Raw genomic sequence first — 24,362 nt, forward strand, 5'->3', positions numbered from 1 at the left:
TTTGCCGTAAACTAATTTTCTACCCAACCGAAAGTCTAAGTACTACTTTATAACGTAAGTGTGGCGGTAGGATTACGCTCATCAGGAGTTATGTAATCGTTTCTAACCAGATTAATTCGCCCGTTTATGAAACGCTCACTTACGTTACTTTTCCTTTTTGGCCTCTTTGTTCAGGCTGGGTTCGCCCAGCAGGCCCGCAGCACGTCGCAGGCCATTCGCTACATTAAATTAGCCAACACGCTGCGGGAGGTCGAGAAATCGGATGCGGCCATCGATTTGCTCAAACGAGCCTTACCGGCGGTTAAAACGACAAATCCGTATTGGGAAGCCGTTGCCAACGAACTGCTGGGACTCGCCTACAACGACCTGCGCGATACAACGACGGCCCTGCGCCATCTGGAGAAAGCCCGCGCTCAATACCTGAATCTCAAGTATGTGGCCAGCGCCTGGGGTGTCAACGAAATCGTGCGGAATATCTCCACCAAAAACCTGTATGCCGGGATTCAGATTGGCTCCTCGAACATTAAATTAGCCATCCTCAAAACAAAGTATGAGACCGATTTCTACGAGAAAGATGTTCGGTCCATTGTCGATATTGCCAACCCCGGCACGACCTTATTTGCCGATGCGTCGGGGTCGCTGCGGGCGGGGCAGGATGCGCTTAAAATTTGTTTCGATTCCATCCAGCGCTACAACATTCCCGATGGGCGCGTGTTTGTGGTCCTGAGCAATGACGTTCGGGAAGAGCTGGCAAGAAACCCTGATAACCGACAGAATTTATACGCGCAGCTAGCACGCATTTTGCCCAACACCAGTCTGAAAATAGACACGTCGCTGACGGCCAGCCGGGAAGCGGAGTTATTCACGATTGGCGCCATTCCCCGCAAAGTATGGCCCACCACATCGGCTTTAGACCTCGGCACCAACAGCACTATTGGCGGCTATTTCGATACAAAAAAAGCGTTTCATGGCATCAGCCTGCCTGTTGGCACAAGTTCATTGGTGAGCCAGATCGAGAATAAGCGTTCGCTGGGTGTGGATGCGTTTAAGCGGGAAGCCCAGCAGGTTATCAAAACCATTGCGGAGAAAGAACTCCCTGGCCAGATTAGCGCTGGTAACCGGGGATTGCAGATCCGCCGAACCGTAGGTCTGGGTGGCGACATTGTGTGGGCGCTGGTCACGTATTTACACCCCGAACGGGCGGGAGTTACGGCCATTCCCATCACGGTGGACGATGTCGAGCGGTTTAAACGCTTAGCCCTAAACGATTATAAGGAACTGACCCAACCCAGCCTTAAGGACATTGCGGACCCAATGGCCCGCAGTCAGGCCGAGAAAGACATGACAACCTTACAAAGCCAGTTGACAGAGAAACAATTAATTGCCGGTGCGTTGTGGTTAGATGCCGTCGTAAAGGCATATTCGTCGTCCGCTGAACCCAAGCGGTTCGTTTTTGTCAGAAATGCGGATATTGGCTGGGTAACGGGCAAGTTTTTGGAGACAATCAACTACGAGTACGAATCCACCATTGCCAAAGGCGCTTTATATACACGGTAAGACGATAGTCTTTTCTATCGAACCAATAACCGCAGCGTAAAGGCAAAGCCTGGCAATACGTCCTCGCCCGAAATGGGCTGGTCAAAATCGGTATGTTTACTAATGGTTCCGTCGGCCCGGTAAATCAGCACTTCTTCCTGTTTGGGATTGATGAGCCAGCCCAGCAAAACGCCGTTGGCAATATATTCCTGCATTTTCTCTTTTGCATTGGTCAGCGAGTCTGTTACCGACCGAACGTCGGCCCGGATAAGCTCAACGACGAACTCAGGGGCGATGGGCGGAAACTTTTCCTGCTCACTCTCGGTCAGCGTATTCCAGCGGGCATCACTAATCCAGGCGGCATCGGGTGAACGTGTTGCTCCGTTTGGCAACTTAAACGCCGTCGAGGAATCGAATACTAAGCCACCAAAGGATTCCGACCAACTGTCAAGCCTGGAAGTAATTTTTGTATTTCTATTTCCGGTTTTTCCACCTGTGTTGGGCATGGCTACGATGATTCCGTCGGGGCGGTCTGTCGTTACGGTGCGCTCAAATTTCAGGTGGTCATTCTGACGGCAGAAACGGGCCACCGTCGCGGTCGTAGAACGCATCATCGTCCATTCGGTAGTCCGCAAAGTTGACCGTTGTCCGTTGCTCATCGGGTAAGTTTCCTATGCTTAGTGTCATGGTCGCGGTATCTTGAAGTTGTAAAGATAACCAAAAATCACTCCAAATCAGTCATATATGCACCCATCTGCCGGACTGAATAACAGACGATACCACGCTGTTTGGCTTCCGCTAACAGCTTATCTGTCAGGGGTGTTTTGTTGGAATCATCGAAAATGATATACCGGGCCACCACACGCCCGTTGAGTTGCTCCCATTCCTGCAACGCATTCCGGCGGATAATAAGATAGTCCACTACAGCGGGTAGTTTCCAGTAATTTCTACCCGAAAATTTATTGACCAGCAGGATCGTTTTGCCCCGCCAAACCCATAAAGCGTACTCTTTAGTTCGATAATAGGCCGGGACAAACTGTAGTGAATCAGCCCTGACACTGGCAAGGGTCAGGTCCGAAACGCCCCACTGCCCGAAGGTGTTTTTCAGGTAAAAATCATACGAGCGGTTGTCGGTCGTGTCGAGGTCGGTCAGGAGGGTGCTTTGGTGGCCATCGGTCAGGCTTAGGGCGGTTCGGTGGGGCAAAAAGTGAACTGCCAGCCGCCGTTGATGCGCCTGCTGATAATCGGTCCAGAGTGTCGCTCCGGCTAACCCTACTGCAGCCACACAGGCGGCCCACGCATAGGCCCGGTTGCGGGTCAGCAGCAGGGCAGCCCCGCACAGGATCAGGCCGTAGGTTAGTAGCATAGCCATCGGTGAGAGCCAAAGCCCATCCCAGGCTGCGCCCGGCAACTGACCCGTTTGCATGATGGCATAGTTCAGCAACCAGGCCGTTTTTTGCAACGCCCAGCCCAGTATATCGTTCAGATAGGGCACCCAGCTAAAGGCCAGTGCGGCCATTGCCAGGGGTAACAGCAGTTCCGACATGACAATCACAATCGGGTTGGCCAGCAGGAAATAGGTCGGAAACTGATGGAAGTAAAACACACCCAGCGGAAATGTAATCAATTGGGCCACCAGGGCTACAGCGGTTAACTCCCACAACCGATTGGCCCATTTGGTTCGGAACGTAACGGATTGATACAAAGGTGACTGCCAAAGGCCAATGCCCGCCACGGCTAAGTATGATAATTGAAAACCCGCCGAAAAAAGCGCGTAAGGGTCGAAGCAGAGAATGAAAAACGCCGACGCGCCCAGGGTGTTCACCAACTGCTGCTGCCGACCCAGCGCATTGGCAATGATCAGTACCGTGAACATCCCCGCCGACCGTAGCACTGGGGGAGAAAAACCCGTTACGAGCGCGTAGAACCACAAAATAACCAATTGCAGGCCCGCCATCAGCAGTTTGCCCCTGGGCCGTTTGATGAGAAAGCTGAGTAAAAACGTCAGTACGGCGAACAGGATGCCCACATGCAGCCCCGAAACCGACAGAATATGCACGGCTCCAGCCGCCGAATATGCCCGGTAGAGTTCGGCGTCCAGATCGTCGCGGACACCCAGAATCATCGCGTTTACGATGCCGTATTCGGCGCGGGTGCCCACCTGGTGCGTAAAAACGCTGTCGGCCCAGTGGTTAACTGTCGTAGCAAAGAACGTGATTCGACTGGGCGGATCAACGGCCAGAACCTGCCGCTGAAAGGGGCGCAGGTATTGCTGGTGGTGGATGTTTCGATAGCTGAGGTAGCGTTTGTAATTGAACTCGCCGGGGTTCAGGGGCGGGTCGATGGGCCGGGGTGAGCCAGACACTAACCAGACCTCCCCATAGTGCGGCCGGTGGTGCGGCATATCGACCATGCCTGACATAAGTTGCCGTGATGACGGACCACGTGATGACGGACCACGTGATGACGGACCACGTGATGACGGACCACGTGATGACGGGTCGTTCGCCTTGTCTAAATACACAATTACCCGGCCACTAAGTGGTTGCCAGCTACCAGCAGCCTGATTGACCCTGGCCCGGCGGTTTGGCCAGTTGCCCCGACGAATTTCCAGTTCGACCCGGTAGGTTTTGGCACGTTCTTCGGGCTGAGCTACAACGACGCCTTCATAGGCCCGGAGTGTATCGGTCAGGTGAAGAATGTTGTCGGGTCGATTGCTGGCTGTGCGCTCGTAGGTTATGGCCCAGCCTAAGGCCATCAAAATCAGCAAACTGCCCATACCCGGCGTAAGCTGGATAGGCTTGATGGTCTGGCCATTGGTTCGAACGAATCCCCAGACAAGCAGGCCACTGCCTGCGGCCAGGGCAGTTAACGGCAGGCCGTACCAGGCTGGAAAATTGACGTAGAGAACAATGCCGGCAATGAGACCTGCAGCATAACGAACAAACGGATGCCCTTTCATTCCTTTGCGTAGGCCGAACCGGGCAAAACCATTTTATAATGCTGAATACCGGCCTCCTCGAACATAGGCCCGACGGCGACAAAGCCGAAACCTGCATAGAGCGGCATGGCCGTTACCTGTGCGTTCAGGTAAATTCGCTCGATGGGTTCGGGTTGCTGGCTAAACACATCGTCGAGTACGGCCCGCACTAAGGCTTTGCCAACACCCTTTCCTCTGAAGCCCGCCAGCACCGCAAACCGTTCTAACTTCACCCCGTTGGATGTTCGTCGCCAGCGAGCTGTACCGGCAGGTGTGCCATCCAGGTAAGCCAGAAAATGGGTACTCGTGGTTTCAAACTCATCATATTCCTCACGGGCTGAAACCCGCTGTTCCTCAACAAACACCTGCCGGCGAATGGCAAAAGCCGATTCAAGATCAGTGGGATTGGAAATAGGCAAAACGTTTATCATAAATTAGGAGCTACAGTCGGTAAGATGTTGCACAACACCACTTACCGACTAAGTTACTGCACCAGCAAACGCTTACTGACCGTTTCAGTTTCCGTTTTTACCCGGACAATATACATGCCCGTGGTTAGTCCATTAACAGGAAGCGTGATGCGGGCGCTGGGCGAATCTGTATAACTGAGCGTTCGTAACCGGCGACCGGCTGCATCGAACAAGTCGACACTAAACGACTGAAAGCCTTTTAATTGTACGTCAATTGATGGGTCGCTCGCTGTCGGATTTGGGTAAACGCTTATAGTTAAGGCGTCGGTTTCGGCCAGTGGGCTGGCAACGGATTTGAGGAGTTGTGCCCGGCGCGGACTCAGAGTAAGCACCGCCCTCATCCGGCCTACCTGCCCGGCCGTAAACAAATTCATGCAGGCATCGGGCCAGTAGTTCATGTAGTTCTCCATGAGGTCGCGCACCTGCCCCCGGCCATTACAGTTTGAAAACGTTTGCCGGCACGATTGAGGGGCGGTCGACCCATCGGCCATTAGGGGCGTATCGGCCACATAATCCTCGTTGCAGCCGCCCCCGTCGCCCCACAGGTGAAGCAGACCCAGCCAATGACCAATTTCGTGCGTAACGGTTCGCCCCAAAGCGTACCGTGAGTCTGTATTGGCAGGCCCCTGCCGGCCAAACGCCCGATAGTCGATGATGCTGCCGTCAGTACGCTCATCGGTCGAAGGCTCAAGACCTCTCAACGTATCAGCAGCGGTCGGAAATTTGGTATAGCCTAAATAATTATTCGCTAAGGATGTTACCCAAATATTCAGATAGCGGTTGCTGGGCCAGTAAGCAATCTGAGACAAGACGAGGTCATCCGACGAATACACGTCGAACGTTGGTTTTTGCGGGTAATAGTGCCGGGTAATTCCACTGGATGGCTTACCGTCGGGGTCGGTCGTAGCCAGGGAAAACTCAATGCGGGCGTCAGCGCCAATTGGACTGGTGTTATACCCGTTGGTGCCCTGCTGACGCCGGTAATCTTCGTTCAGCACCTGAATCTGCGACGTTATCTGAGTATCGGTGATATTCCCATTATTGGCCCCACCGATAATTCCTGACGCCGTGGTGTGAACCACATGAACCACAATTGGAATCCGATAAACCGTCTCGTCGGCAGGCTCGCGCAGGGCCCTTTGGTTTAGGTCAAGCTGTTGAATCCGCCGGTTCAGTTCGTTTAGCTGCCGGAGCCGGTTCGGGTTTCGCTGTTGCAGCAGGCGTTCATAGGCAACGCTTCCGCACCGGTTCAGTTCGCTGGTGGTTTGTGCCCGCGCAACAGCGACCAGCAGGCACAAAAGCAAACCGGCCAGCCAACGCCAGCCGGTTCGTTGATCCGGTGTCAGGCTATTATTGACCTGCTTTATCATAAGCCGTAATAATTTCGCGAACAAGCCGGTGACGAACCACATCACGGCCATCAAGTTCAACGAATGCAATTCCTTTAATGTTTTTTAAAATGTCGACCGATTCAATCAGGCCGGATTTCTGCCGGTTGGGCAAATCAATCTGCGACCGGTCGCCGGTAATGATCGCTTTCGAGGTTGGCCCCATGCGCGTCAAAAACATCTTCATCTGCATGGGCGTCGTATTCTGGGCTTCATCGAGAAGAATAAAGGCATTGTTGAGGGTCCTGCCCCGCATATAGGCCAGCGGTGCGATCTCAATAATCCGGTTTTCCTGGTAAAATTTCAGTTTCTCCGCCGGAATCATGTCATCGAGGGCGTCGTAAATAGGGCGCAGGTACGGGTCGATTTTCTCTTTAAGGTCGCCCGGCAGAAAGCCCAGATTTTCACCGGCTTCCACCGCCGGACGGGTGATGATTATTTTTTTTACTTCTTTATTTTTCAGGGCGCGCACGGCAATAGCCACCGCCGTGTAGGTTTTGCCCGTTCCGGCAGGACCAATAGCAAACACCAGGTCGTATTTTTCGGCGGCTTCGACCAATCGTTTCTGATTGTCGGTTCGGGCCCGAACCACCACCCCCCGATTGCCGTATACCAGCACCTCGTCGTCGTCGGGTAGAACGGGTGGCACGGCACTATTGCCATTTGTGGGCTGCCCGCTATGGCTAATATAGGTCTGCACGTTTTCCTGAGTAATCTTACCGTATCGCTGGTAGTGTTCCATCAGCGAATCCAGAATGTCGCTGATTCGGCTAATTTCGGGCGTGGTGCCTTTGATACGGATTTCGTTGCCACGGGAGATAATTTTGCTCATCGGAAACGCAGCGGCCACTTCTTTGATATTGTGGTTCTCTACGCCCAGAAAGTCGATGAGCGATACATTGTCGAGGGTAATGACTTTTTCGACCAAACGATGAATAGGTTTAACGTGTGATTCCGAAAAGTAAGCGATTTCTTTGCTTGTACAACGCATTTCCCGAAAAATTTATTCATTTATACTGTTTCTTATTTGTGGGTCGCATTTAGTACAAAAAAAGTATTTTGTGTTAATAAATTGCTATCTTGCTGACGTACAGTTCACTGGCCAGCTTCTGTATGCTACACGCGAATCCTTCCTCCTACCGTTGCTTAAATTTTCTTTTTTATTTCGATGCGGTAGCGTCAACATTACCAGAATGTTACGACCGCTCCGGCCGTCATCATGTCTATACGTCAGCCCATGCAGACTTGCCTTATGCAGGCAGGATTGCGTAAACTTGCAGTAAGACATGGAGAACAACGCCCGCCCAAACCAACATCTTCGTAAACCGTCAGCCTTCGCCGGAGGTCGTCAGCAGGCTGGCAACCACTGGCTCGATACGGGCCTCGGCAAACTGCCCCCACAGGCGCTCGACCTCGAAGAAGCGGTGCTGGGCGCATTGATGATTGAGAAAGATGCGCTGTCGTCGGTAGTCGACATTCTTAAGCCCGAAACGTTTTACAAAGAAGCCCATCAGCGGATTTACCAGGCTATTCTAACGCTGTTTGGCAACTCCGATCCCATTGATTTGCTGACGGTTACGAACCAACTCCGCAAAACTGGCGAAATTGAACTGGTGGGTGGGGGTGGTTTTGTAGCCGAACTGACGTTTCGGGTCAACTCGGCAGCCAACATCGAGTATCACTCCCGGATTGTGTCGGAGCAGGCGCTCAAACGGGCGCTCATTGCCATGTCGTCGGTTATCCTGCGCGATGCCTACGAGGATACGACCGATGTGTTTGAACTCCTCGACCGCACCGAACAGCAGCTCTTCAAGATTTCGGAGTCGAACATCAAGAAGAACTATGCCGACATGAGTACCATCGTCCGGATGGCCCTCAACGAACTCGAAACCAAGAAAAACCAGGAAGGATTGACCGGCGTACCGTCGGGCTTCACCAACCTCGACCGCGTTACATCGGGCTGGCAACCCACCGAATTGATTATTCTGGCGGCCCGGCCTGCGATGGGAAAGTGCCTTGGCAAAGGCACGAAAGTGGTTATGTTCGATGGTTCGCTGCGGAAAGTGGAAGACGTGCGCGAAGGCGACGTGCTCATGGGCGACGATTCGACTCCGCGACGGGTTCTGTCCATTGCCCGTGGCCGGGAACGAATGTACTGGGTAAAGCAGAACAAAGGCATCGACTATCGAGTCAACGAAAGCCATATTCTTTCGCTCAAGCGGTCCCGTACCGAAGGCCCGCACAAAAAAGGGGATGTACTGAACATCACCGTTCGCGACTACCTGACGAAAGCCGATAAATTTAAAACCAATTATAAAGGTTACAAAGTTGCGGTTGAGTTCCCGGCGCAGGCTGTTCCACTCGATCCATATTTTGTAGGTCTATGGCTCGGTGACGGTCATGCTTACAGTTCACGCATCACAAACACAGACTCGGAAGTAGTCGATTATTTACAGGAGTATGCTGATGAACCTGGCCTGAAGATGGTCACTTACCAACAGGCAAACCGGATAGCTAATTATGCCATCACATCCGGTCAACGGGGAGGTGCTCAATCGGGCCGACGCCCAGCCGTATTCAACGTACAAGAGCAGTTACGCGGTTTGTCAGTGATTGAAAACAAGCACATTCCACACTCTTACCTGATAAATTCGACTGAAAACCGGCTTAAATTACTGGCGGGTTTGATTGATAGTGCCCGAGCGTCGGACCGTGGCCATTATCAGGAAGCGTTCAACTGCTACGAAATCACTCAGAAAAACAAGAATCTGGCCGAGCAGCTAAAATACCTCTGCGATACGCTGGGCTTTACCTGTTCCCTCAAGGAGAAACAAGCTGGCATTGCTAAAATAGGCTATATATCAACGGTTTATCGACTCCGAATCTTTGGTAATCTGGATTCAATTCCCGTGAGAATTGACACGGTCCGGCGTTCCGGAAAGAAAGCCCGACCGCTTAAAGCACGGGCTGACTGGCGCGTGACCGGAATTCAGGTCGAGTACGATAAAGTTGACGACTACTATGGTTTCTCGATTGATGGCAACCGGTTGTTTTTGCTCGAAGACATGACCGTCACCCACAACACTGCTTTTGTCGTCAGCGCTCTCCGAAATGCAGCCGTTGACCACGGAAAACCCGTGGCGATTTTCTCGCTGGAGATGTCGTCGGTGCAGTTGGTCAACCGGCTTATCTCGGCGGAAGCCGAAATCGATTCGGAGAAAATCAGAAAAGGGACACTGGCCCCGCATGAGTGGACGCAGTTGCACCATAAAATTCAGCGGCTGACCGAAGCCCCCATTTTCATCGACGATACCCCTGCCCTATCCATCCTGGAACTGCGGGCCAAATGCCGCCGATTGAAAGCCCAGCACGACATTCAGATGGTGGTGATTGACTACCTTCAGTTGATGTCGGGCGACACAACGGCGGGGCGAATGGGCGGCAACCGCGAGCAGGAAATTGCGTCGATTTCGCGGGCACTCAAGAATTTAGCCAAAGAATTGAACGTGCCCGTCATTGCGCTCTCGCAGTTAAGCCGGGCCGTTGAAACACGCGGTGGTGATAAGAAACCGCAACTCTCCGATTTGAGAGAAAGCGGATCGATTGAGCAGGATGCCGACATGGTGTGCTTCCTGTATCGGCCTGAGTATTACAACATTACTGCCGATGAGCAGGGCAATTCGACCGCGGGTATTGGCGAGGTAATCATCGCCAAAAACCGGAGTGGCTCGCTCGATACGATTCAACTCCGGTTTATCAGTAAGTTCACCAAATTCTGCGACCTCGATTCCTACTTTGAACCCGTTCAGGCACAGGGGTTCGCACCCGACGTGAACGGCCTGAGCAGTTTTGACCGGAGTGCCGGAACGCCCCCTCCACCGGGTGGCAGCGTTTTCAAAAGCAAAGCCAACGACCGGTCAAACTTAGGCAACGATATGCCGAATTTTGGCAACGCCGACCCGAGTCAGGAAACGCCGTTTTAATGCGTTGGCGTTTGGGAAAGCACTGAGCAAAATGTAGCCTGTACTTGCTGCCAGCGTATTGGGCTGTTGTGGAAGTAGCTTTTGGATCAGATGGTTATTCGGTTTAAACATGTCAACAGCATGGAATTTTCTGCAATATTCAGTTGCCTGCTTATCTGCTTCACCTTCGTTACTGAAGCCCAAAAATTGCGGGGCCTCGACAAAAGTCCGATGGATATGGCCTATTATCCCGACGACTTTGCCCATGACCGCAAGTTTGCGCCTGAAAAGGTGGGCGATAAAGTTTTTGCACGGGTGACCTATAGCCGTCCTGCCAAAAAAGAAAGGGACCTATTTGGCAAACTCATTCCTTATGGTAAAGTGTGGCGTGTAGGCGCAAATGAAGCCACGGAGATTAAATTTTTTACGGATGCTACGATTCAGGGCAAGAGAGTTAAAGCAGGTGTGTATTCATTTTACGTCATTCCCAACGAAACAGAATGGACGCTGATTTTAAACACCGATTTAGACCAGTGGGGTGCCTATAGTTACAAGCAGGAATTAGATATCTTACGGGTGACAGCTCCCGTCAAAAAAACCCAAGAACCCGTTGAAAACCTGACAATTCAGTTTAAAAAAGCAAAGGACAACGTCAACGAATCCGTCATGATAATTGCCTGGGATAATTCACTGGTTGAAGTCCCTGTTTCTTTTTAGTTGACTAATGTTACGTCTTAAAAACGAAACCCCCATCTGCCGGGCAGATGGGGGTTTTAATGCATTAAACCTCAGAAGTTCGGCTTCAGCAAATACTTATTATAGAACTCATCAATCACCTTGACAGCCTCGGTTGGGGTATCGACAATGCTGATGAGTTTCATGTCTTCGGGGTTGATGTTGTGTTCCTGTTCGAGCATAACGTTCGTAACCCAGTCGATCAAACCCTGCCAATAGGCCTTGCCAACAAGCACAATCGGGAAACGGGCAATCTTCCGGGTCTGAATCAGCGTTAGGGCTTCGAATAGTTCATCGAGCGTTCCCATGCCGCCGGGCATCACCACAAAACCCTGGGCATATTTAACAAACATCACTTTTCGGACGAAAAAGAAGTCGAAGTTGATGCTCTTGTCCGGGTCGATGTAAATATTGCTGTGCTGCTCAAAGGGCAGTTTTATATTCAGCCCAACGGATTTGCCGCCCTGCTCAAAGGCGCCTTTGTTACCGGCTTCCATGATGCCCGGCCCACCACCCGTAATGACGCCGTAGCCGTGCCGCACCAATTTGGCCGCAATCTCTTCGGTCATTTTATAGTACGGATTGTCGGGCTTGGTACGGGCCGAGCCGAAAATGGAAACACACGGGCCAATTTTGGCCAATTTGTCGAACCCTTCAACAAACTCGGCCATTACTTTGAAAATAACCCACGAGTCCGACGTTTTTATTTCGTGCCAGTCGTGGTCCTGAAAAGCTTCTTTAATGCGTTGTTCGTCGGGTGTCAGGAGTAACTCGTCGCGCTTAGGTAAATCGTGGGCAATTCGTTCGGTGCTCTGCGCTTCAGAGCGATGAACATTCTCTTTTGTTTCTTCCATTTACTAAACTTAAAAAGGCAGTGGGCGCGAAACGTACTCACTTGGTGCATACTAAACCTATCTTCCTACTCACGTCAAAAACAGCGTTTCTTTGCGAATGAAAGCGGTTTTTGTGGGGCGGAATCTAATAACGAGCAGGATAGCAAAAACGTTTCCGGTTTTAACGAGCGAAAACATGCCGGATGACCTTCACGCATTCGCTCTTTATTTCCGCCGACTCTCCAAAAAATCTTCAATCCGATCCATGGCAACGGTCATTTCATCGACGGTTGGCAGGCACACAACCCGAAAATGATCGTCCTGCACGTAATTGAACCCATTACCCGCTACGACCAGCACTTTCTGCTCGGTCAATAAATTCAGCACAAAATCGTCGTCGTCGACAAGGTTAAACTGCAATAGATCAATTTTCGGAAAGATGTACAGTGCGCCTTTCGGCTTTACGCAGGTTATGCCCGGAATGGCCGTCATACGCGCATAGGCGAGCATGATTTGCTTGTGCAGCCGGCCCGTCGGAAGCACTAAATCATTGATACTCTGATAACCACCCAATGCCGTCTGAATAGCATACTGGGTAGGCACGTTGGCGCACAGCCGCATACTGGCCAGCAGGGTTAGCCCCTCAATGTAGGATTTAGCCCGTTTTCGGGCGCCACTCAGAATCATCCAGCCGCCCCGAAAACCAGCCGCCCGGTAATTCTTCGACAGCCCCCCCATGGTGATGCAAAGGGTTTCATTAACCATTTTGGAAATGGGATAATGCACGGCTCCATCGTAGAGAATTCGGTCATAAATCTCATCCGAGAAAACGATCAGCTTATACCGCTCAGCAAGGCGGGCAATGCCTTCCAGCACGGCCTTATCATACACCGCCCCGGTCGGATTGTTGGGGTTGATGACGACAATGGCCCTCGTGCGGGGGGTGATTTTAGTTTCCAGGTCGGCCAGGTCAGGATTCCAGTCAGCAGCTTCGTCGCACAGGTAATGCACGGGTTTGCCCCCGCAGAAAGCCACCGAGGCCGTCCAGAGCGGATAATCGGGGGAGGGAATCAGGACTTCGTCGCCTTCATTCAGCAGAGCCTGCATCGACAGCATAATCAGCTCACTGACTCCATTCCCAATGTAAATATCGTTGATTTCGATACCCGGCAAGCCGATATTCTGGGTGTGGTGCATGACCGCCTTCCGGGCAGCAAAGAGCCCCCGCGAATCGGAGTACCCCTGCGCGTTGCGGATATTGAGAATGATGTCGTGGACAATCTCGTCGGGCGCGTCGAAGCCGAAGGTGGCGGGATTACCAATATTCAGGCTGATAATTTTGTAGCCCTGACTTTCGAGTTCAAGGGATTTTTCGTAGACCGGCCCCCGAATATCGTATTTGAGGTGCGTAAGCCGGTCGCTTTTCCGTATTTCCATTCCAGGCACGTCTACGTCTGTGCAAGCTAATTCCATGCCGCAAAAGTACGGAACTGGCGGGATAAGTTGCGGAAACCACGTTATTGGGTAGTGTCTCAGTTTGACTTTATGCTCATGGCCCGTAAGGATCATCTGCACCTCAGCGTGAGGACGTGACAAACTGGGCAACATCCTCGGCCAAAGCAGATAAAAAGATGTTTCGGTTAGGTTGAGGATCAACTACGTGTGGCGGCAGTTCATCCATGTACGTGAAGTGTCCAGCATCCTCGTCCAGACAAAATTCTACCTGCATTTGTTTTGCGAGTATTTCTCTCAGCGCCACTGCCTGAGCAGGGGGCGTAACGGTATCCTTACCGCCAGCACGTATGTGCATTCGCACGTCGACGGATTTCAGTGAATCGGGGTACCTGAAGAAATCGGCTGGCGGTGCGAAAAGGGCAAGCCGTTCGAACTTCCATGTTGACCCGGCTACCACTCGGTGCCCCGAGAGGGTTCGCGCTTCTCCTCCGGCAAGCGCCAGCAATGCCACGGCTCCTATCGAGTGGCCGATTCCTATGATCGGTTGATCCACGCGCGCATACCCATCCAAAGCGAGTTCGAGCCGCCGGATGCGCGTATCGAGTTCGTCCTTTGTGGGAACAGAGGACGCCAGCATAGCAAAATGCGGTGCAACCATCGTGCATCCGTGGCGAACAACGGACCGCAACAGTGAAACATGCCGCAGTGGATTTCCACCGCGTCCGACTGCGAAGAGACCGACGCCTGTTGGCTGCTTCGCTTCCAAGACCGTTACAGTGAAAATCTCCGCGCCATCCTGTATCTGCAAAGTGATTATAGGGAAATCCTTATTCATCTACTTTTCTATCCAACACTCAACCTTTTATGCAGCCCAGTTTCATTGTCTAATGGATTCAACCCGTTATTCTGTAGTTGCCGGTTTAGTGCGTTTTGGTGATTTTTAGGGAGCGCTGGCAAGCCTGCATCAGGTAGTATCCTTTGGTTTCCAAATCTTCGACGGTGGCTTCTTTTTGTTTGAAACTCTCCACTTCCTCTTTGAAGCGCTTCATCTTGATTTCAACGGAATCATCCTCGACTAAGGGCAGCTTGCCCCAGTAAATCTGCGAAAAATGACGACTCAGCGAATCAAACTGACGGGCGTTGCTGGCCGCGCCAATCAACTGCCCGGTGATGTCGCCAATCTGGCTGTAGGCTTCGAGTCGTTTCTCCCAGATACGGCGTTTAAACTCCTGTTCCTGATTGACATTCTGGCCATACTGAAACTGCCAGACACCAGCCATTACGGTGCAAAGTGGTACCACGACTTTAATCAGCAAATCGAGCGTATTTGTGGCGAAAAAGGACCGGTTCGTCACCTCACTGGAAGTAGAGGTTGGTGCTGTAGTCGGGCTTGGTTTGTCCGGGACGGGTGAGTCGTAATGTTTCTTTACCATCTTTCTCAACGAATCGAATGAAATATACCGTTTTGTCGTCCAATACCAGAACCGGCTCGGCATCCTGTACTTGAATGACCCATTTGTTCTGTTTTGTTTCCAGATTGCCATTCGTACATAACCGGCGCACCATCACTTTACCGGCTTGCCGGAAGGTCAGGGTTTGCTTCAGCATGCAGGAATCGACAGTCTCTGCCATGCCCCGCACCTTGCGGGCCGTCAGGAAATTCCACTGTTTTGTGTTACCCTGCGTTAATTTACGCTCCATCGCCAGTCGATCATCCTGGGCGCAGACTGCCGACAAACAACTAATGAACAGGGCTATAAGCACGATACGATTCATTGGTTTCAACGGAGTATGAGTTGGGGTTACGGAACAGGTGAGTACAAGTTTATAAACAAAGATACAGGCTTTCGCTTCAGGTTGATTCTCCAGAAGTCAATTGTAAGGAGGCCCGGCCGCCTTACAATTTCAACGCAGCCAGATTAAGCGACAGGCCAATGGTATAGCCAAACTCATAGCGTTTTACGGTGGGCAGAGTATTTCCGCTGGGGTAGGTATCGCCCACGTTCAGCCCCTCGCCCAGGCGCGTTATCCGCCCCAGCATCACGCCCATATTCACCAGCATGAAATTGGTTCGGCCTAACACAAGGGCTGGCCCCAGGTGCAGCGCGAAGCCTCGGTTATCGCCACTCAGCGGCACCAAAACCCCCAGAGAAACGCCTGGTTTAACCGATTTTATACCGTTCGAGGTCAGCGTTATCATGCCATTTAAGGCCGGGATCAGTTCATCGCCCCGCGTAGCTTTCACCACACCATTGGTTAAACTATAGGTTTCAATCGCCTTATTGAAACCCATTAATCCAAACCCTGCGCTCGCAATGATGTCGATGTCGCGACCAATTTGTACGGGATAAACCATTCGTTCTACGGGTACTTTTCGGGCCGAGGGGTGAAGTACAGTGCCGGATGCGCTAATCATCGGGTACACGCTGACGTACAGTTCGGTGGTGGTGCCGGTGGGTAAAACCCGCACCGAAGTTTCGTAATTGTTGGCATAGATGGCCTGGTATTCGCTGTACAGTGTTTGAAGTTGTTGTCGAACCCGGGCTTCAGTCGTGTCGGTCATAAGTTGCTTATACAGTTGCGTGTTTCGCTGGCCCACCCAACGCCGAACCGAATTATCGTCGCCCCGGCTGGCTGCCAGGGTATCCCGGCTGGCCTGATCGAGCAGCCGCTGCAGCGTACCGCGCCAAATCAGTCCATTTTCGGCGGCTGTTACCGTAATTTGTTTGGCTGCCAGCAACGGATAGGTCTGACTCTTGTCTACTAACTCGGGCAGGTCGGGGTCGAGGGTGGCGAGTAGCTGACGAGCCTGCTCACGGATAGCTGTTGGCGTGGCCCGGTTCCGGTGATAATGTAACGCTTTCATCTTCGACACGCCCTGATCCAGCGTTTGCATAACCACCATGCGATTCTCCAGCAACAGGCCAAGTTCATCGGGCGACAGGGCGGGCAGCACCTTAAACAGATCGGCGCTGACCCGCAGGGCACCGCTGCCGGCTAAAGCCGCCATGACCGTTTCAGGCCGGACAACCATTGAACTGGTTTCGCCCCGGCCCGTTGTTGCCGCCACAATCTTCTTCAGGTCGATGCCCATAACCGGCAACAGAAACGTTCGCAGGAATGTGCTGACGGCATTTTTGCCCGCATTCTGGGATACGGTGTCGGCCCGCCCCATGGAGGTTTCCACCATCATGGCATCGGCATTGAAATTCCGTAGCCGATAAATGATGGGCGCCCCAATGGGCACTTTAATACGTTTGGAATTTTGAACAAGCGTATCCCCCTGCTGAATATAGGCTACCTTGTAATCAGTCGGCTGTAGGTAGTCCTGCTCGATATAAACCGTTGGAATAGCCTGCCCAACGGCGGTGGCCAGGGGAGCACTCAACACGAGAAAGCTATAGATGTAGTTCATTGAATGGATTGGGGTGGTTAAACGCTTAGGCAAGTTGATCGGGCAGGATAATAGCTGATATACTGACCAGCCTAATCAGCCCTGAAACGCGGCCCGATTAACTAATCATCGGGTCACGAATCTACCGTTTAATAAAATGGCACAGGCTGGCAATGAGCAACTTGGGAAGTTAAGCCGACTTGATTATCTTTCAATGAATTTGGATACAAATTAAGACCTGTTTTTATCAAAAGGTTGGTTTTACATGAAACAAATCTACCGGATAAGTAGTCTCTTTATTGTCGGTATCAGCATACTGGCTATGGTGCGGCCGAATCTGCCCGGCGGTCAGAAATACGCCCTTATTATCGCCATTGCCAACTATCCCCAATGCCCCCCCGGCCAAGTCTGCTGGCAAGCCCTTAGTTCAGACAAGGATCTGGTGCTGATGAAACAAACCCTGCTGCAACAGGGCTTTCCGGTGGCCAATATCCTCACCCTCGCCGATGCCCAGGCTACCCACGATGGCATCAAACAAAAAATGGCGGACCTGGCCGGACGTTTGCACGCAGGCGATCAGGTCGTCGTTCATTACTCCGGCCACGCCCAGCAGATTTATGATGACAATGGCGATGAGATCGACCACTTAGACGAGGCCTTAGTGGCCTACGGCGCGCCCATGTCGGCCAGTTACGATACCTACAAAGGTGAGAAGCACGTCCGCGACGACGAATTAGGTCTTTGGATTATGCAGCTCCGGCGGGCCGTGGGGCCAGCGGGGCACGTGCTGGTCATTCTCGACTCCTGCCATTCGGGAACGGCTTCGCGCGGGCAACGGCGGCAGCGTGGGGGTGCTCAGCCCATCGTGCCCGCCAACTTCACTCCCTCGCGCACGACGGCCGAAACGGGGTCAGCGCTGTATGAGAACGGGCAGCGGTCGCGGGGTGAGGATGGGCTGGGCAACTTCGTACTCCTCAGCGGAGCCATGGCCAATCAATCGAACTACGAAGCCGAAGATGACCAGGGCAACCCCATTGGGTCGCTTACCTACGCTGTCAGCAAGGCGTTTGCTCAGACCGACAAAGCCGTTTCGTATCGGGGGTTCTTCGCCAATGTGCTCTCGGTGATGGCAACCAACGGGTTGAGCCAGACGCCGGGTATCGAAGGCGATATGGATGTTCAGCTTTTTGGCGGCTCCGTCGTCACGCAGCAACCCTACTTAGCCGTTACGAAAATAGAACCGGGTGAAGCCCGCATTGCCGGGGGCACGCTCCTGGGTATTTTTCCCGGCACGGAAATAAGTCTGTTTCCCAGTGGTACGACCGCCACAAAGGACATCAAACCACTTCTGAAAGGGGAAGTGACTACAGCAGGGCCTTTTTCGGCGGTGGTTAAACTACCGGCAGTCGCGGCCATTGCCCAGCCCGAACGGGTATGGGCGTTTGTTACCCGCCAAAGTTATGGCGACTTCCGAATTAAGGTTGCCCTCGATAACCAGCTGCCCGCCACTCTTCGCCAGCTATTGACCGATAGTCTGCAAAAACAACCCGTACTGACGCTGGTAACGACCGGTGCCGATCTGCAACTGGTTCTGGCTTCGGGCGGCCTTGCTCTCCTGCGGACGAGCGATGGTATAGTTGCTGGCGAAACCATTTCCGGCCCGGCACCCGCCCAGCTACTGGCCAACACCCTGGAGGCCCTGCGGAGATATTCCATCGTGCGGTTCATGCGCGAACTCGCGCTTAAAAACGACGACTATCGGGCAAGCACCCGCGTTTCGCCGACTAAGCCCGATGCCCATCCTGCCCCCAATACGGGATCGGCGGTTGCACTGTCGGTGGGCAAACCCGCCTGGATAACCGTGCGGAATGAAGGCCCTAAGCCCTTTTTTTTCAATCTGGTCGATTTCCAGCCCGATGGCATAGCGAGTGTTGTGCTGCCGGGCGTGGTGCCTGGTGGCCGCCAGTACACGCCCGACGACCTGACCCTCAAACCCGGTGATTCAGTTACGTTTCAGGTCGATGTCGGCCCGCCCGAAGGACTGGAGCTGCACCGCGTATTTGTAGGTCCTGAGCCGTTTGACCTGCGCCCGGCGTTCAGCACGTTTCGCACACGTGGTCCCGATTCGCCCGTTGAGCATCTGCTTCAGACCATGCTCGATACGCCCACCGGCAGCCGGGGCACCACCCTCCGCTTCGATCCGGGCATGGGTGGCGTGACTGATTTTTCCTTTCAGATCGTAAAGTAACGTGGTGCCATACCCTGACCGGAAACCTAAACTATGTTCCTGACCGTGATACAAACGTTTACCTTAATTAGTTGTCGGCGGTTGCTTCTCCAGATAGTTTTTGTTTGTGGAGCGATAGGCTGTTACGCCCAGACTGAACGCCGGGGAGTTACCCTCGGTTCGCTGACCGACACAACAGGCGACCTTCGGTACACCTCAAAATATGCCCTGCTTATTGGCATAGACAACTACGAGACCAAATCTGGCTTCGCCCCCTTACACTATGCCGTTAACGATGCCAGAGCGTTACAGAAAGTCCTGATCGAGCGGCTGCGTTTCCCGGCCAAAAACATCCGGTTGTTGCTGAATAAAGAGGCTACCCGTCGGAATATTCAGAATGCGCTCGAATCGTTCTCGAAAGATGAAGTCTTCGAGAACAGCCAGTTGGTGGTCTTTTTTGCCGGGCATGGCACCACAACGGGCCGGGCCGGCGGCAATCGACGGCGGGGGTTCCTGGTGCCCGCCGATGGCAGCGATGGCGAGTTGAATGCCTCGGCCTTAGCCATGGACGAACTGCGCCAGCAAGCCGATTTTATCCGACCCAAGCATACGCTCTTTCTGGTTGATGCCTGCTATGGTGGACTGGCTCAGGCCCGAAGCGGCATTCCAACGGTGGCCTTTATTCGCAACGTCTGGAACCAGCGATGCCGCGAGATCATCACGGCAGGCAGCGCCGATGAAACCGTCATTGAGTCGGACGAATGGCAACACAGCGCCTTTACGAAAGTGCTGTTAGATGCGCTGGAGCGGGGTGAAGCCGACATCAACGGCGACAATGTGATTGTTTCCTCTGAACTGTTTGGCTATATCCAGCAGCGCGTTCCGTATTATGCCCAGCAGAAAGGTGGCCGCCAGACCCCGCAGTTCAGTACACTTACACCCGAAACCGGCACGTTTCTGTGGGAGCTAACCCCCAATGCCTTAGCCGACAGCCGCCGACAGAATTTTATACCGTCGGCCACTGAAATCAACCGAAAATTCAACAGTACGCTGGCAATAACGGCCAATGTGCCAAACGCCCGCGTTAAAATAGATAGTGTTGAAGTGGGCTACCTGAGCAATGGGAAATTTAACTTTTCTACGGCACCGGGCTACTACCGGGTTGAGCTGCTGAAGGACAAATTTGACAGCGAAACAAAAGAAATTGAAGTCAGGCCAGACACCACCGTCACCCTTCCGTTTACGCTGACGCAGAAAGTCTTCGATGTTACCCTGAGCGTCGACCCAGCCGATGCGGTAACGTATGTCGACAATCGGTTGGTGGGTGCCGGTGCCCAGAAGGTCGAACTGGAGAAGGGACGCCATATTATTGCCGTATCGAAGGGTGGCTACCTGACCCGCAACGAAGTGGTGGAACTGGTGCAGGAAACCACCCTGAACGTCGCATTGGAAAAAATTAAGGCGTCGGTCGATGTGGTGTCAACGCCCCCCGGTGCCACCGTCAGCGAGAACGGGCATGTGGTTGGCCAAACACCACTCCGGTTCAACCTTGATTACGGTTTACACAAAGTAGACGTCAGCAAAGAAGACTATTTGCCGCATAACCTGACGGTCGACGTGCGGGAACCCAGCCAGGTTACCCAGACCATTGCGCTGGAGGTCGACCCCAACGGGCGGCTGATGCGCCGGTTGGTACTCGACAAGCTGAATCGCCGGTTGGCGGCTAACTTTGGCGTGGCAACCTTAACGGGCCTGAGTGCTGTTTACTTAGATAAACTCATCCGGGATAACCGCCAGAACAGCACCTTCCTGACTCAAACCGACGACCAGCAGAAGCGTGGGTACTGGCAAACGGCCAAATACGTCAGCCTGGCCATCTGCAGCTTAGAGTTAGTCTCCAGTTTTCTCAACGTAGCCGGCATCGTCCGGTTTCAGCAGCGCAAACCGATTTCCTTATCCGTCAACTCCCACCCTTCACCGGCTTATTCGGGCCTGTCGATATGCTATACCTTCTAAAACGCTGTAGTATAGTGCTTATAATTGGCTGCCTGGGCCTGCCGCAGCAGGCCCAGGCACAGGTGGGCATAGACCCCGCCGAAACCGCCGAGCAAACCCATCGGCTGGGTGCGTTGCTGGAGGTGTACAGCTACAGTCAGCTTATGTACGACCGGTTAGGCATTGGCGGTTATTTCGGGGCTATAACCTACAAAGCCCTGCCCTTTGCCACACTGGGGTTAGGCTACGACTACTCAATATACAACCATTCCCTATTGCTCGATATTCGGCAGGAAGTAAGCCGGATGCGGCTTCGTCCGGTGCTGATTGCCGGATTGGGGTATGCCCTGGCCGGTAACCAGCAAACCATCACGTCGTCGTTTGGGCTGCAAAAAGACGTCACGCCCCAGCGCGGCTTAGTGTACCGGATCGGTGGTGGCTTGCGGGCGTATTATTTCCGGAGGTTACCCATAGCCATCAATGCCGGTTTGTTTTACAAGAGCGAACCGGGCTATGATGTCACGGAAACCAAATCGGGCAGCATTGTCGTAAACGCCTATCAAAACGTTGGCTCGTTCTGTTTATCGCTTGGTTTAACCTATTGACCAATGAAGGCTATGCTCAAACGAATACTCCTCTACGGCCTGACGCTGCTGCCAATGGCTTGTTTGCAACAGGAAATCCGACCAATACTGGATCGGAATACGAGGGCCTGTTTGTTGAGACAGCAGTCGAGCTACAACGCCGATGTCGGCGGCTGGTCGACCGGCGTTTTTCAGTTTAAGTACAACAAGGATGGGAATCCGTTGCAGTGGTCTTTTTTAGACCAAACGCGCACCGTCGTTAAAATTTACACGTTCGAATTTGATGGTCTGCGCCTGAAACGAATGAACTGGTACAGCGGCAGTAAAACAACACCCGACAGCCTGGTGAGCTACAAAACCTACGACATCGATGCTGAACTTACGACCCTGGTTGAGCACACGTTTAAACGAAACCTGAACCGGTCGTTTGATGAGGTGTTAACCCGGCAGTTTGATTTTTTCCGCAATCCGGATGGCGAATTGCGCGTACAAAAAATTGATTACGTTTTGCCTGAAGCCACAGCAACTACGACCAATGCGAAGTCGGGTAAGTACAAGCGGCTGGAATACGACGAAGAGGGTCGAAACCTGTACCGAATATGGAGCAAAAATGGACCGAATTCAGCAGAAAACCTCGACGTCACCTTTGGGGGATACGACCTCAATGGCCGCAATCCATTCAACGTTAACTTCTGGATGTCGTTTGCCCAGGGCGATATGGCCAGTTTTGTTGATAGCCACGGCTCGTTCAGTGAGAACAACATAACGCTCTTTGCAGGCGGATTTGACAAACCTTTTTTTTACATAGTCTACGAGCTTAACGCCGAAGGATTTCCCTGTTTGATTACATCCAAACAATCCAATTTAGTGATTAATCCCGGCGAAAATCTATACTATTACTATGACTGTGATTGCCAGCGGTAACTGAGCTTTTTTTCCTATGAACGCACTATCCATTCTAAAACGCATAGCCACCTACGGAGTCGTGCTGCTGCCAATGGCCTGTTTGCAGCAGGAGGTTAAGCCCCAGCCCGATAAAAACACACGCGCCTGTCTGCTCAAGGGAAATACAGGCTATTATATCATTGGCTCCGAATGGGTAACCGGCTCCTGGCGCTTCGACTACAACGCCGATGGCAACCCTGTAAAATGGTCATTCTTCGACAATGGGCTGAATACCTATAAAACCTACACGCTGGAGTATGAGGGGTTACGCCTGAAACGGATGAACTATTATAAACTCGAAACGATACACCCCGATTCATTGCTGGAGTATAAAACCTACGCCATCAATGCGGATATGACCTCGCTGATTGAACATAGTTTCAGACGCAATGCAACCGGAACGTTCGATGAGGTATTGACCCGCCAGTGCGACTTCTTCCGTAACAGCAGCAACGATTTGCGCCTGCAAAAAGTGGAAATCGTTACGCCAGACGCGCAACCCGACGGTCAGAATAACCGCTCCGGAACCTACAAACGCTTTGAGTATGACAAGGAAGGCCGTAATGTGTTCCGAATCTGGCATAAAGACAAGTCGATGGCCAAAGAAGCAATACAAACCACTTATGGCGGATTTGACTCCAATGGCCGGAGTCCCTGGAATGCAAACTTCTGGCTTTCGTTCATCCGGGGCGATGGCGACAGCTTCATCAATAGCACGGGCTTCTGGAGCGAAAACAACCTGTCGACCGCCAAGAACGGGACAGATTTAGCCAACTTTTATTACGTGTACGAATTAAACGCGGAAGGATTTACCTGCATCAGCAGCGCCAAAGGAGTCGACAAAGTGCCTAACCCCGAAGAAACGTTCTATTATTACTACAACTGCGATTGCCGTCGGCGGTAGTTAACCCCTTTTTACCTATGATGAGAACGTTTACGTTAAAACGGGTCGCCCTATACAGTTTGGTTCTCCTGCCGATTGGGTGTTTGCAGCAGGAGATCAGGCCAGCGCCTGATCAGAATACACGGGCCTGCCTGATTCGGGAAAAAGTGGATTATTCGGCACCCGATGGGCATAACTGGCAACTTGTTACGCAGCATTTCGACTACAATTCGGATGGAAACCCCATCCGCCGGTCCTTTATCAATGACAAGCGGATTGTCACAAAAACCCAGACAATGGTGTATGACGGGCTTCGCCTGACCCGCATAAACCTATACGAGGGGAAGGCCGAAACAGAAGCCAGCCTCACGGCCTACAAACGGCTTGAGAGCAGCCCTGATTTCAAGGTCATCGTCGAACACACGTTTCAGCGACAACCGAACAACCAGTATATTGAAGTAAAAACGCGCGCCCACGACTTTTTTCGCAATGAAAATGGGGCACTTAAATTAAGCAAAACCGAACTGGTTTCGCCTGCCGCCCGGCCCGACAGCATTGGTGAACGATTAGGCATTTACTGGCTGCTGGAATATGATGATAAAAACGAAAATGTTTTCCGGCGATGGATCAAATCACCTGATTTAGCCACAGAGCAGGTTCAATATACGCAGGGCGGTTTCGACCAGAATGGCCGCAGCCACTGGAATGCCAATCTTTGGTTGTCGTTTATGCGGGGGTTCGATACCGATTTTCTCAATGGCGACGGGTATTGGAGTGAAAACAACATTGCCGTACAGGCGGGCGCCAGCGGGCAGGCCCTGTTTTTCTATAATTATGAGCTAAATTCGTCGGGGTTCCCATGCGTCAGCTACGGCAAACGAGCCGACAATGTAGTCGACCCGTCGCAGTCATTTTATTATTATTACAACTGCGATTGCCAACGGTAATTGAACCTTATCTGCTCCGTCAATAAAC

Annotated in this window: 21 protein-coding genes; 9 read left to right on the forward strand and 12 right to left on the reverse strand. The window is 52.4% G+C overall.

Features of this window, described 5'->3' with window-relative positions; translation table 11 throughout:
• Positions 1 to 126 precede the first annotated feature (126 nt).
• Positions 127 to 1,557 (forward strand): tetratricopeptide repeat protein, encoded by a 1,431-nt coding sequence (locus ACYVI1_RS00825; RefSeq protein WP_460905583.1) that lies wholly within the window; start codon positions 127 to 129, stop codon positions 1,555 to 1,557.
• A 14-nt stretch (positions 1,558 to 1,571) separates the two neighbouring features.
• On the opposite strand, the gene ACYVI1_RS00830 is transcribed toward ACYVI1_RS00825, so the two are convergent.
• Genes ACYVI1_RS00830 through ACYVI1_RS00855 form a run of 6 tightly spaced genes read right to left on the reverse strand, consistent with a single transcriptional unit; the run spans position 1,572 to position 7,302 of the window.
• Complete coding sequence (locus tag ACYVI1_RS00830; RefSeq protein ID WP_460905586.1) at positions 1,572 to 2,150, reverse strand: Uma2 family endonuclease; 579 nt, start codon at positions 2,148 to 2,150, stop codon at positions 1,572 to 1,574.
• Positions 2,101 to 2,223, reverse strand: coding sequence for a hypothetical protein (locus ACYVI1_RS00835; protein ID WP_460905589.1), 123 nt, complete (start codon positions 2,221 to 2,223; stop codon positions 2,101 to 2,103). Before ACYVI1_RS00835 ends, ACYVI1_RS00830 begins: the two co-directional genes overlap by 50 nt.
• Before the next feature lie 37 nt (positions 2,224 to 2,260).
• Positions 2,261 to 4,498 (reverse strand): ComEC/Rec2 family competence protein, encoded by a 2,238-nt coding sequence (locus tag ACYVI1_RS00840; RefSeq protein WP_460905592.1) that lies wholly within the window; start codon positions 4,496 to 4,498, stop codon positions 2,261 to 2,263.
• Positions 4,495 to 4,947, reverse strand: a complete 453-nt coding sequence (locus ACYVI1_RS00845) for a GNAT family N-acetyltransferase (RefSeq protein WP_460905595.1) — start codon at positions 4,945 to 4,947, stop codon at positions 4,495 to 4,497. Before ACYVI1_RS00845 ends, ACYVI1_RS00840 begins: the two co-directional genes overlap by 4 nt.
• Positions 4,948 to 5,000: 53 nt before the next feature.
• Positions 5,001 to 6,356: a M43 family zinc metalloprotease gene (locus tag ACYVI1_RS00850; protein WP_460905598.1), complete on the reverse strand. Its 1,356-nt coding sequence runs from the start codon at positions 6,354 to 6,356 to the stop codon at positions 5,001 to 5,003.
• Positions 6,337 to 7,302 (reverse strand): PhoH family protein, encoded by a 966-nt coding sequence (locus ACYVI1_RS00855; protein WP_460905666.1) that lies wholly within the window; start codon positions 7,300 to 7,302, stop codon positions 6,337 to 6,339. Before ACYVI1_RS00855 ends, ACYVI1_RS00850 begins: the two co-directional genes overlap by 20 nt.
• Positions 7,303 to 7,660: 358 nt before the next feature.
• On the opposite strand from ACYVI1_RS00855, the gene dnaB reads away from it, so the two are divergent.
• Both dnaB and ACYVI1_RS00865 read left to right on the forward strand, forming a co-directional pair.
• Positions 7,661 to 10,357 carry a replicative DNA helicase gene (gene dnaB, locus ACYVI1_RS00860; protein WP_460905601.1) on the forward strand — a complete coding sequence of 899 codons (2,697 nt, stop codon included), beginning with the start codon at positions 7,661 to 7,663 and terminating at the stop codon, positions 10,355 to 10,357.
• Between the two features lie 90 nt (positions 10,358 to 10,447).
• Positions 10,448 to 11,053 (forward strand): DUF2911 domain-containing protein, encoded by a 606-nt coding sequence (locus tag ACYVI1_RS00865; RefSeq protein WP_460905604.1) that lies wholly within the window; start codon positions 10,448 to 10,450, stop codon positions 11,051 to 11,053.
• Positions 11,054 to 11,124: 71 nt separating this feature from the next.
• On the opposite strand, the gene ACYVI1_RS00870 is transcribed toward ACYVI1_RS00865, so the two are convergent.
• The 6 genes from ACYVI1_RS00870 to ACYVI1_RS00895 all read right to left on the reverse strand — a co-directional run bounded on the left by ACYVI1_RS00870 (position 11,125) and on the right by ACYVI1_RS00895 (position 16,774).
• Positions 11,125 to 11,925, reverse strand: a complete 801-nt coding sequence (locus tag ACYVI1_RS00870; RefSeq protein WP_460905607.1) for an LOG family protein — start codon at positions 11,923 to 11,925, stop codon at positions 11,125 to 11,127.
• Between the two features lie 204 nt (positions 11,926 to 12,129).
• The gene (locus tag ACYVI1_RS00875; protein ID WP_460905609.1) at positions 12,130 to 13,341 is read right to left on the reverse strand and encodes a pyridoxal phosphate-dependent aminotransferase; all 1,212 of its coding nucleotides are present in this window, start codon (positions 13,339 to 13,341) and stop codon (positions 12,130 to 12,132) included.
• Positions 13,342 to 13,480: 139 nt separating this feature from the next.
• Positions 13,481 to 14,194, reverse strand: coding sequence for an alpha/beta hydrolase (locus ACYVI1_RS00880; RefSeq protein WP_460905612.1), 714 nt, complete (start codon positions 14,192 to 14,194; stop codon positions 13,481 to 13,483).
• A gap of 85 nt (positions 14,195 to 14,279) precedes the next feature.
• Entirely contained in the window at positions 14,280 to 14,714 is a 435-nt protein-coding gene (locus tag ACYVI1_RS00885; protein ID WP_460905615.1) for a hypothetical protein, read from the reverse strand.
• Between the two features lies 1 nt (position 14,715).
• Positions 14,716 to 15,135 carry a hypothetical protein gene (locus ACYVI1_RS00890; protein ID WP_460905617.1) on the reverse strand — a complete coding sequence of 140 codons (420 nt, stop codon included), beginning with the start codon at positions 15,133 to 15,135 and terminating at the stop codon, positions 14,716 to 14,718.
• A gap of 121 nt (positions 15,136 to 15,256) precedes the next feature.
• The gene (locus ACYVI1_RS00895; RefSeq protein ID WP_460905620.1) at positions 15,257 to 16,774 is read right to left on the reverse strand and encodes a hypothetical protein; all 1,518 of its coding nucleotides are present in this window, start codon (positions 16,772 to 16,774) and stop codon (positions 15,257 to 15,259) included.
• 244 nt (positions 16,775 to 17,018) lie between these two features.
• Between ACYVI1_RS00895 and ACYVI1_RS00900 the strand changes: the two genes are divergently transcribed.
• From ACYVI1_RS00900 to ACYVI1_RS00925, 6 genes are read left to right on the forward strand one after another with little or no spacing between them, the layout of a single operon-like run.
• The gene (locus ACYVI1_RS00900; RefSeq protein ID WP_460905623.1) at positions 17,019 to 19,001 is read left to right on the forward strand and encodes a caspase family protein; all 1,983 of its coding nucleotides are present in this window, start codon (positions 17,019 to 17,021) and stop codon (positions 18,999 to 19,001) included.
• Between the two features lie 33 nt (positions 19,002 to 19,034).
• Positions 19,035 to 20,996: a PEGA domain-containing protein gene (locus ACYVI1_RS00905; protein ID WP_460905626.1), complete on the forward strand. Its 1,962-nt coding sequence runs from the start codon at positions 19,035 to 19,037 to the stop codon at positions 20,994 to 20,996.
• A 14-nt stretch (positions 20,997 to 21,010) separates the two neighbouring features.
• A complete protein-coding gene (locus tag ACYVI1_RS00910) occupies positions 21,011 to 21,580 on the forward strand; it encodes a hypothetical protein (RefSeq protein ID WP_460905629.1) in 570 nt (189 codons plus the stop codon).
• A 3-nt stretch (positions 21,581 to 21,583) separates the two neighbouring features.
• The gene (locus ACYVI1_RS00915; RefSeq protein WP_460905632.1) at positions 21,584 to 22,483 is read left to right on the forward strand and encodes a hypothetical protein; all 900 of its coding nucleotides are present in this window, start codon (positions 21,584 to 21,586) and stop codon (positions 22,481 to 22,483) included.
• Positions 22,484 to 22,499: 16 nt separating this feature from the next.
• Complete coding sequence (locus tag ACYVI1_RS00920; RefSeq protein ID WP_460905635.1) at positions 22,500 to 23,408, forward strand: hypothetical protein; 909 nt, start codon at positions 22,500 to 22,502, stop codon at positions 23,406 to 23,408.
• A gap of 17 nt (positions 23,409 to 23,425) precedes the next feature.
• The gene (locus tag ACYVI1_RS00925; RefSeq protein ID WP_460905638.1) at positions 23,426 to 24,334 is read left to right on the forward strand and encodes a hypothetical protein; all 909 of its coding nucleotides are present in this window, start codon (positions 23,426 to 23,428) and stop codon (positions 24,332 to 24,334) included.
• Positions 24,335 to 24,362: the final 28 nt, after the last annotated feature.

It is taken from the genome of Spirosoma areae (assembly GCF_054781775.1).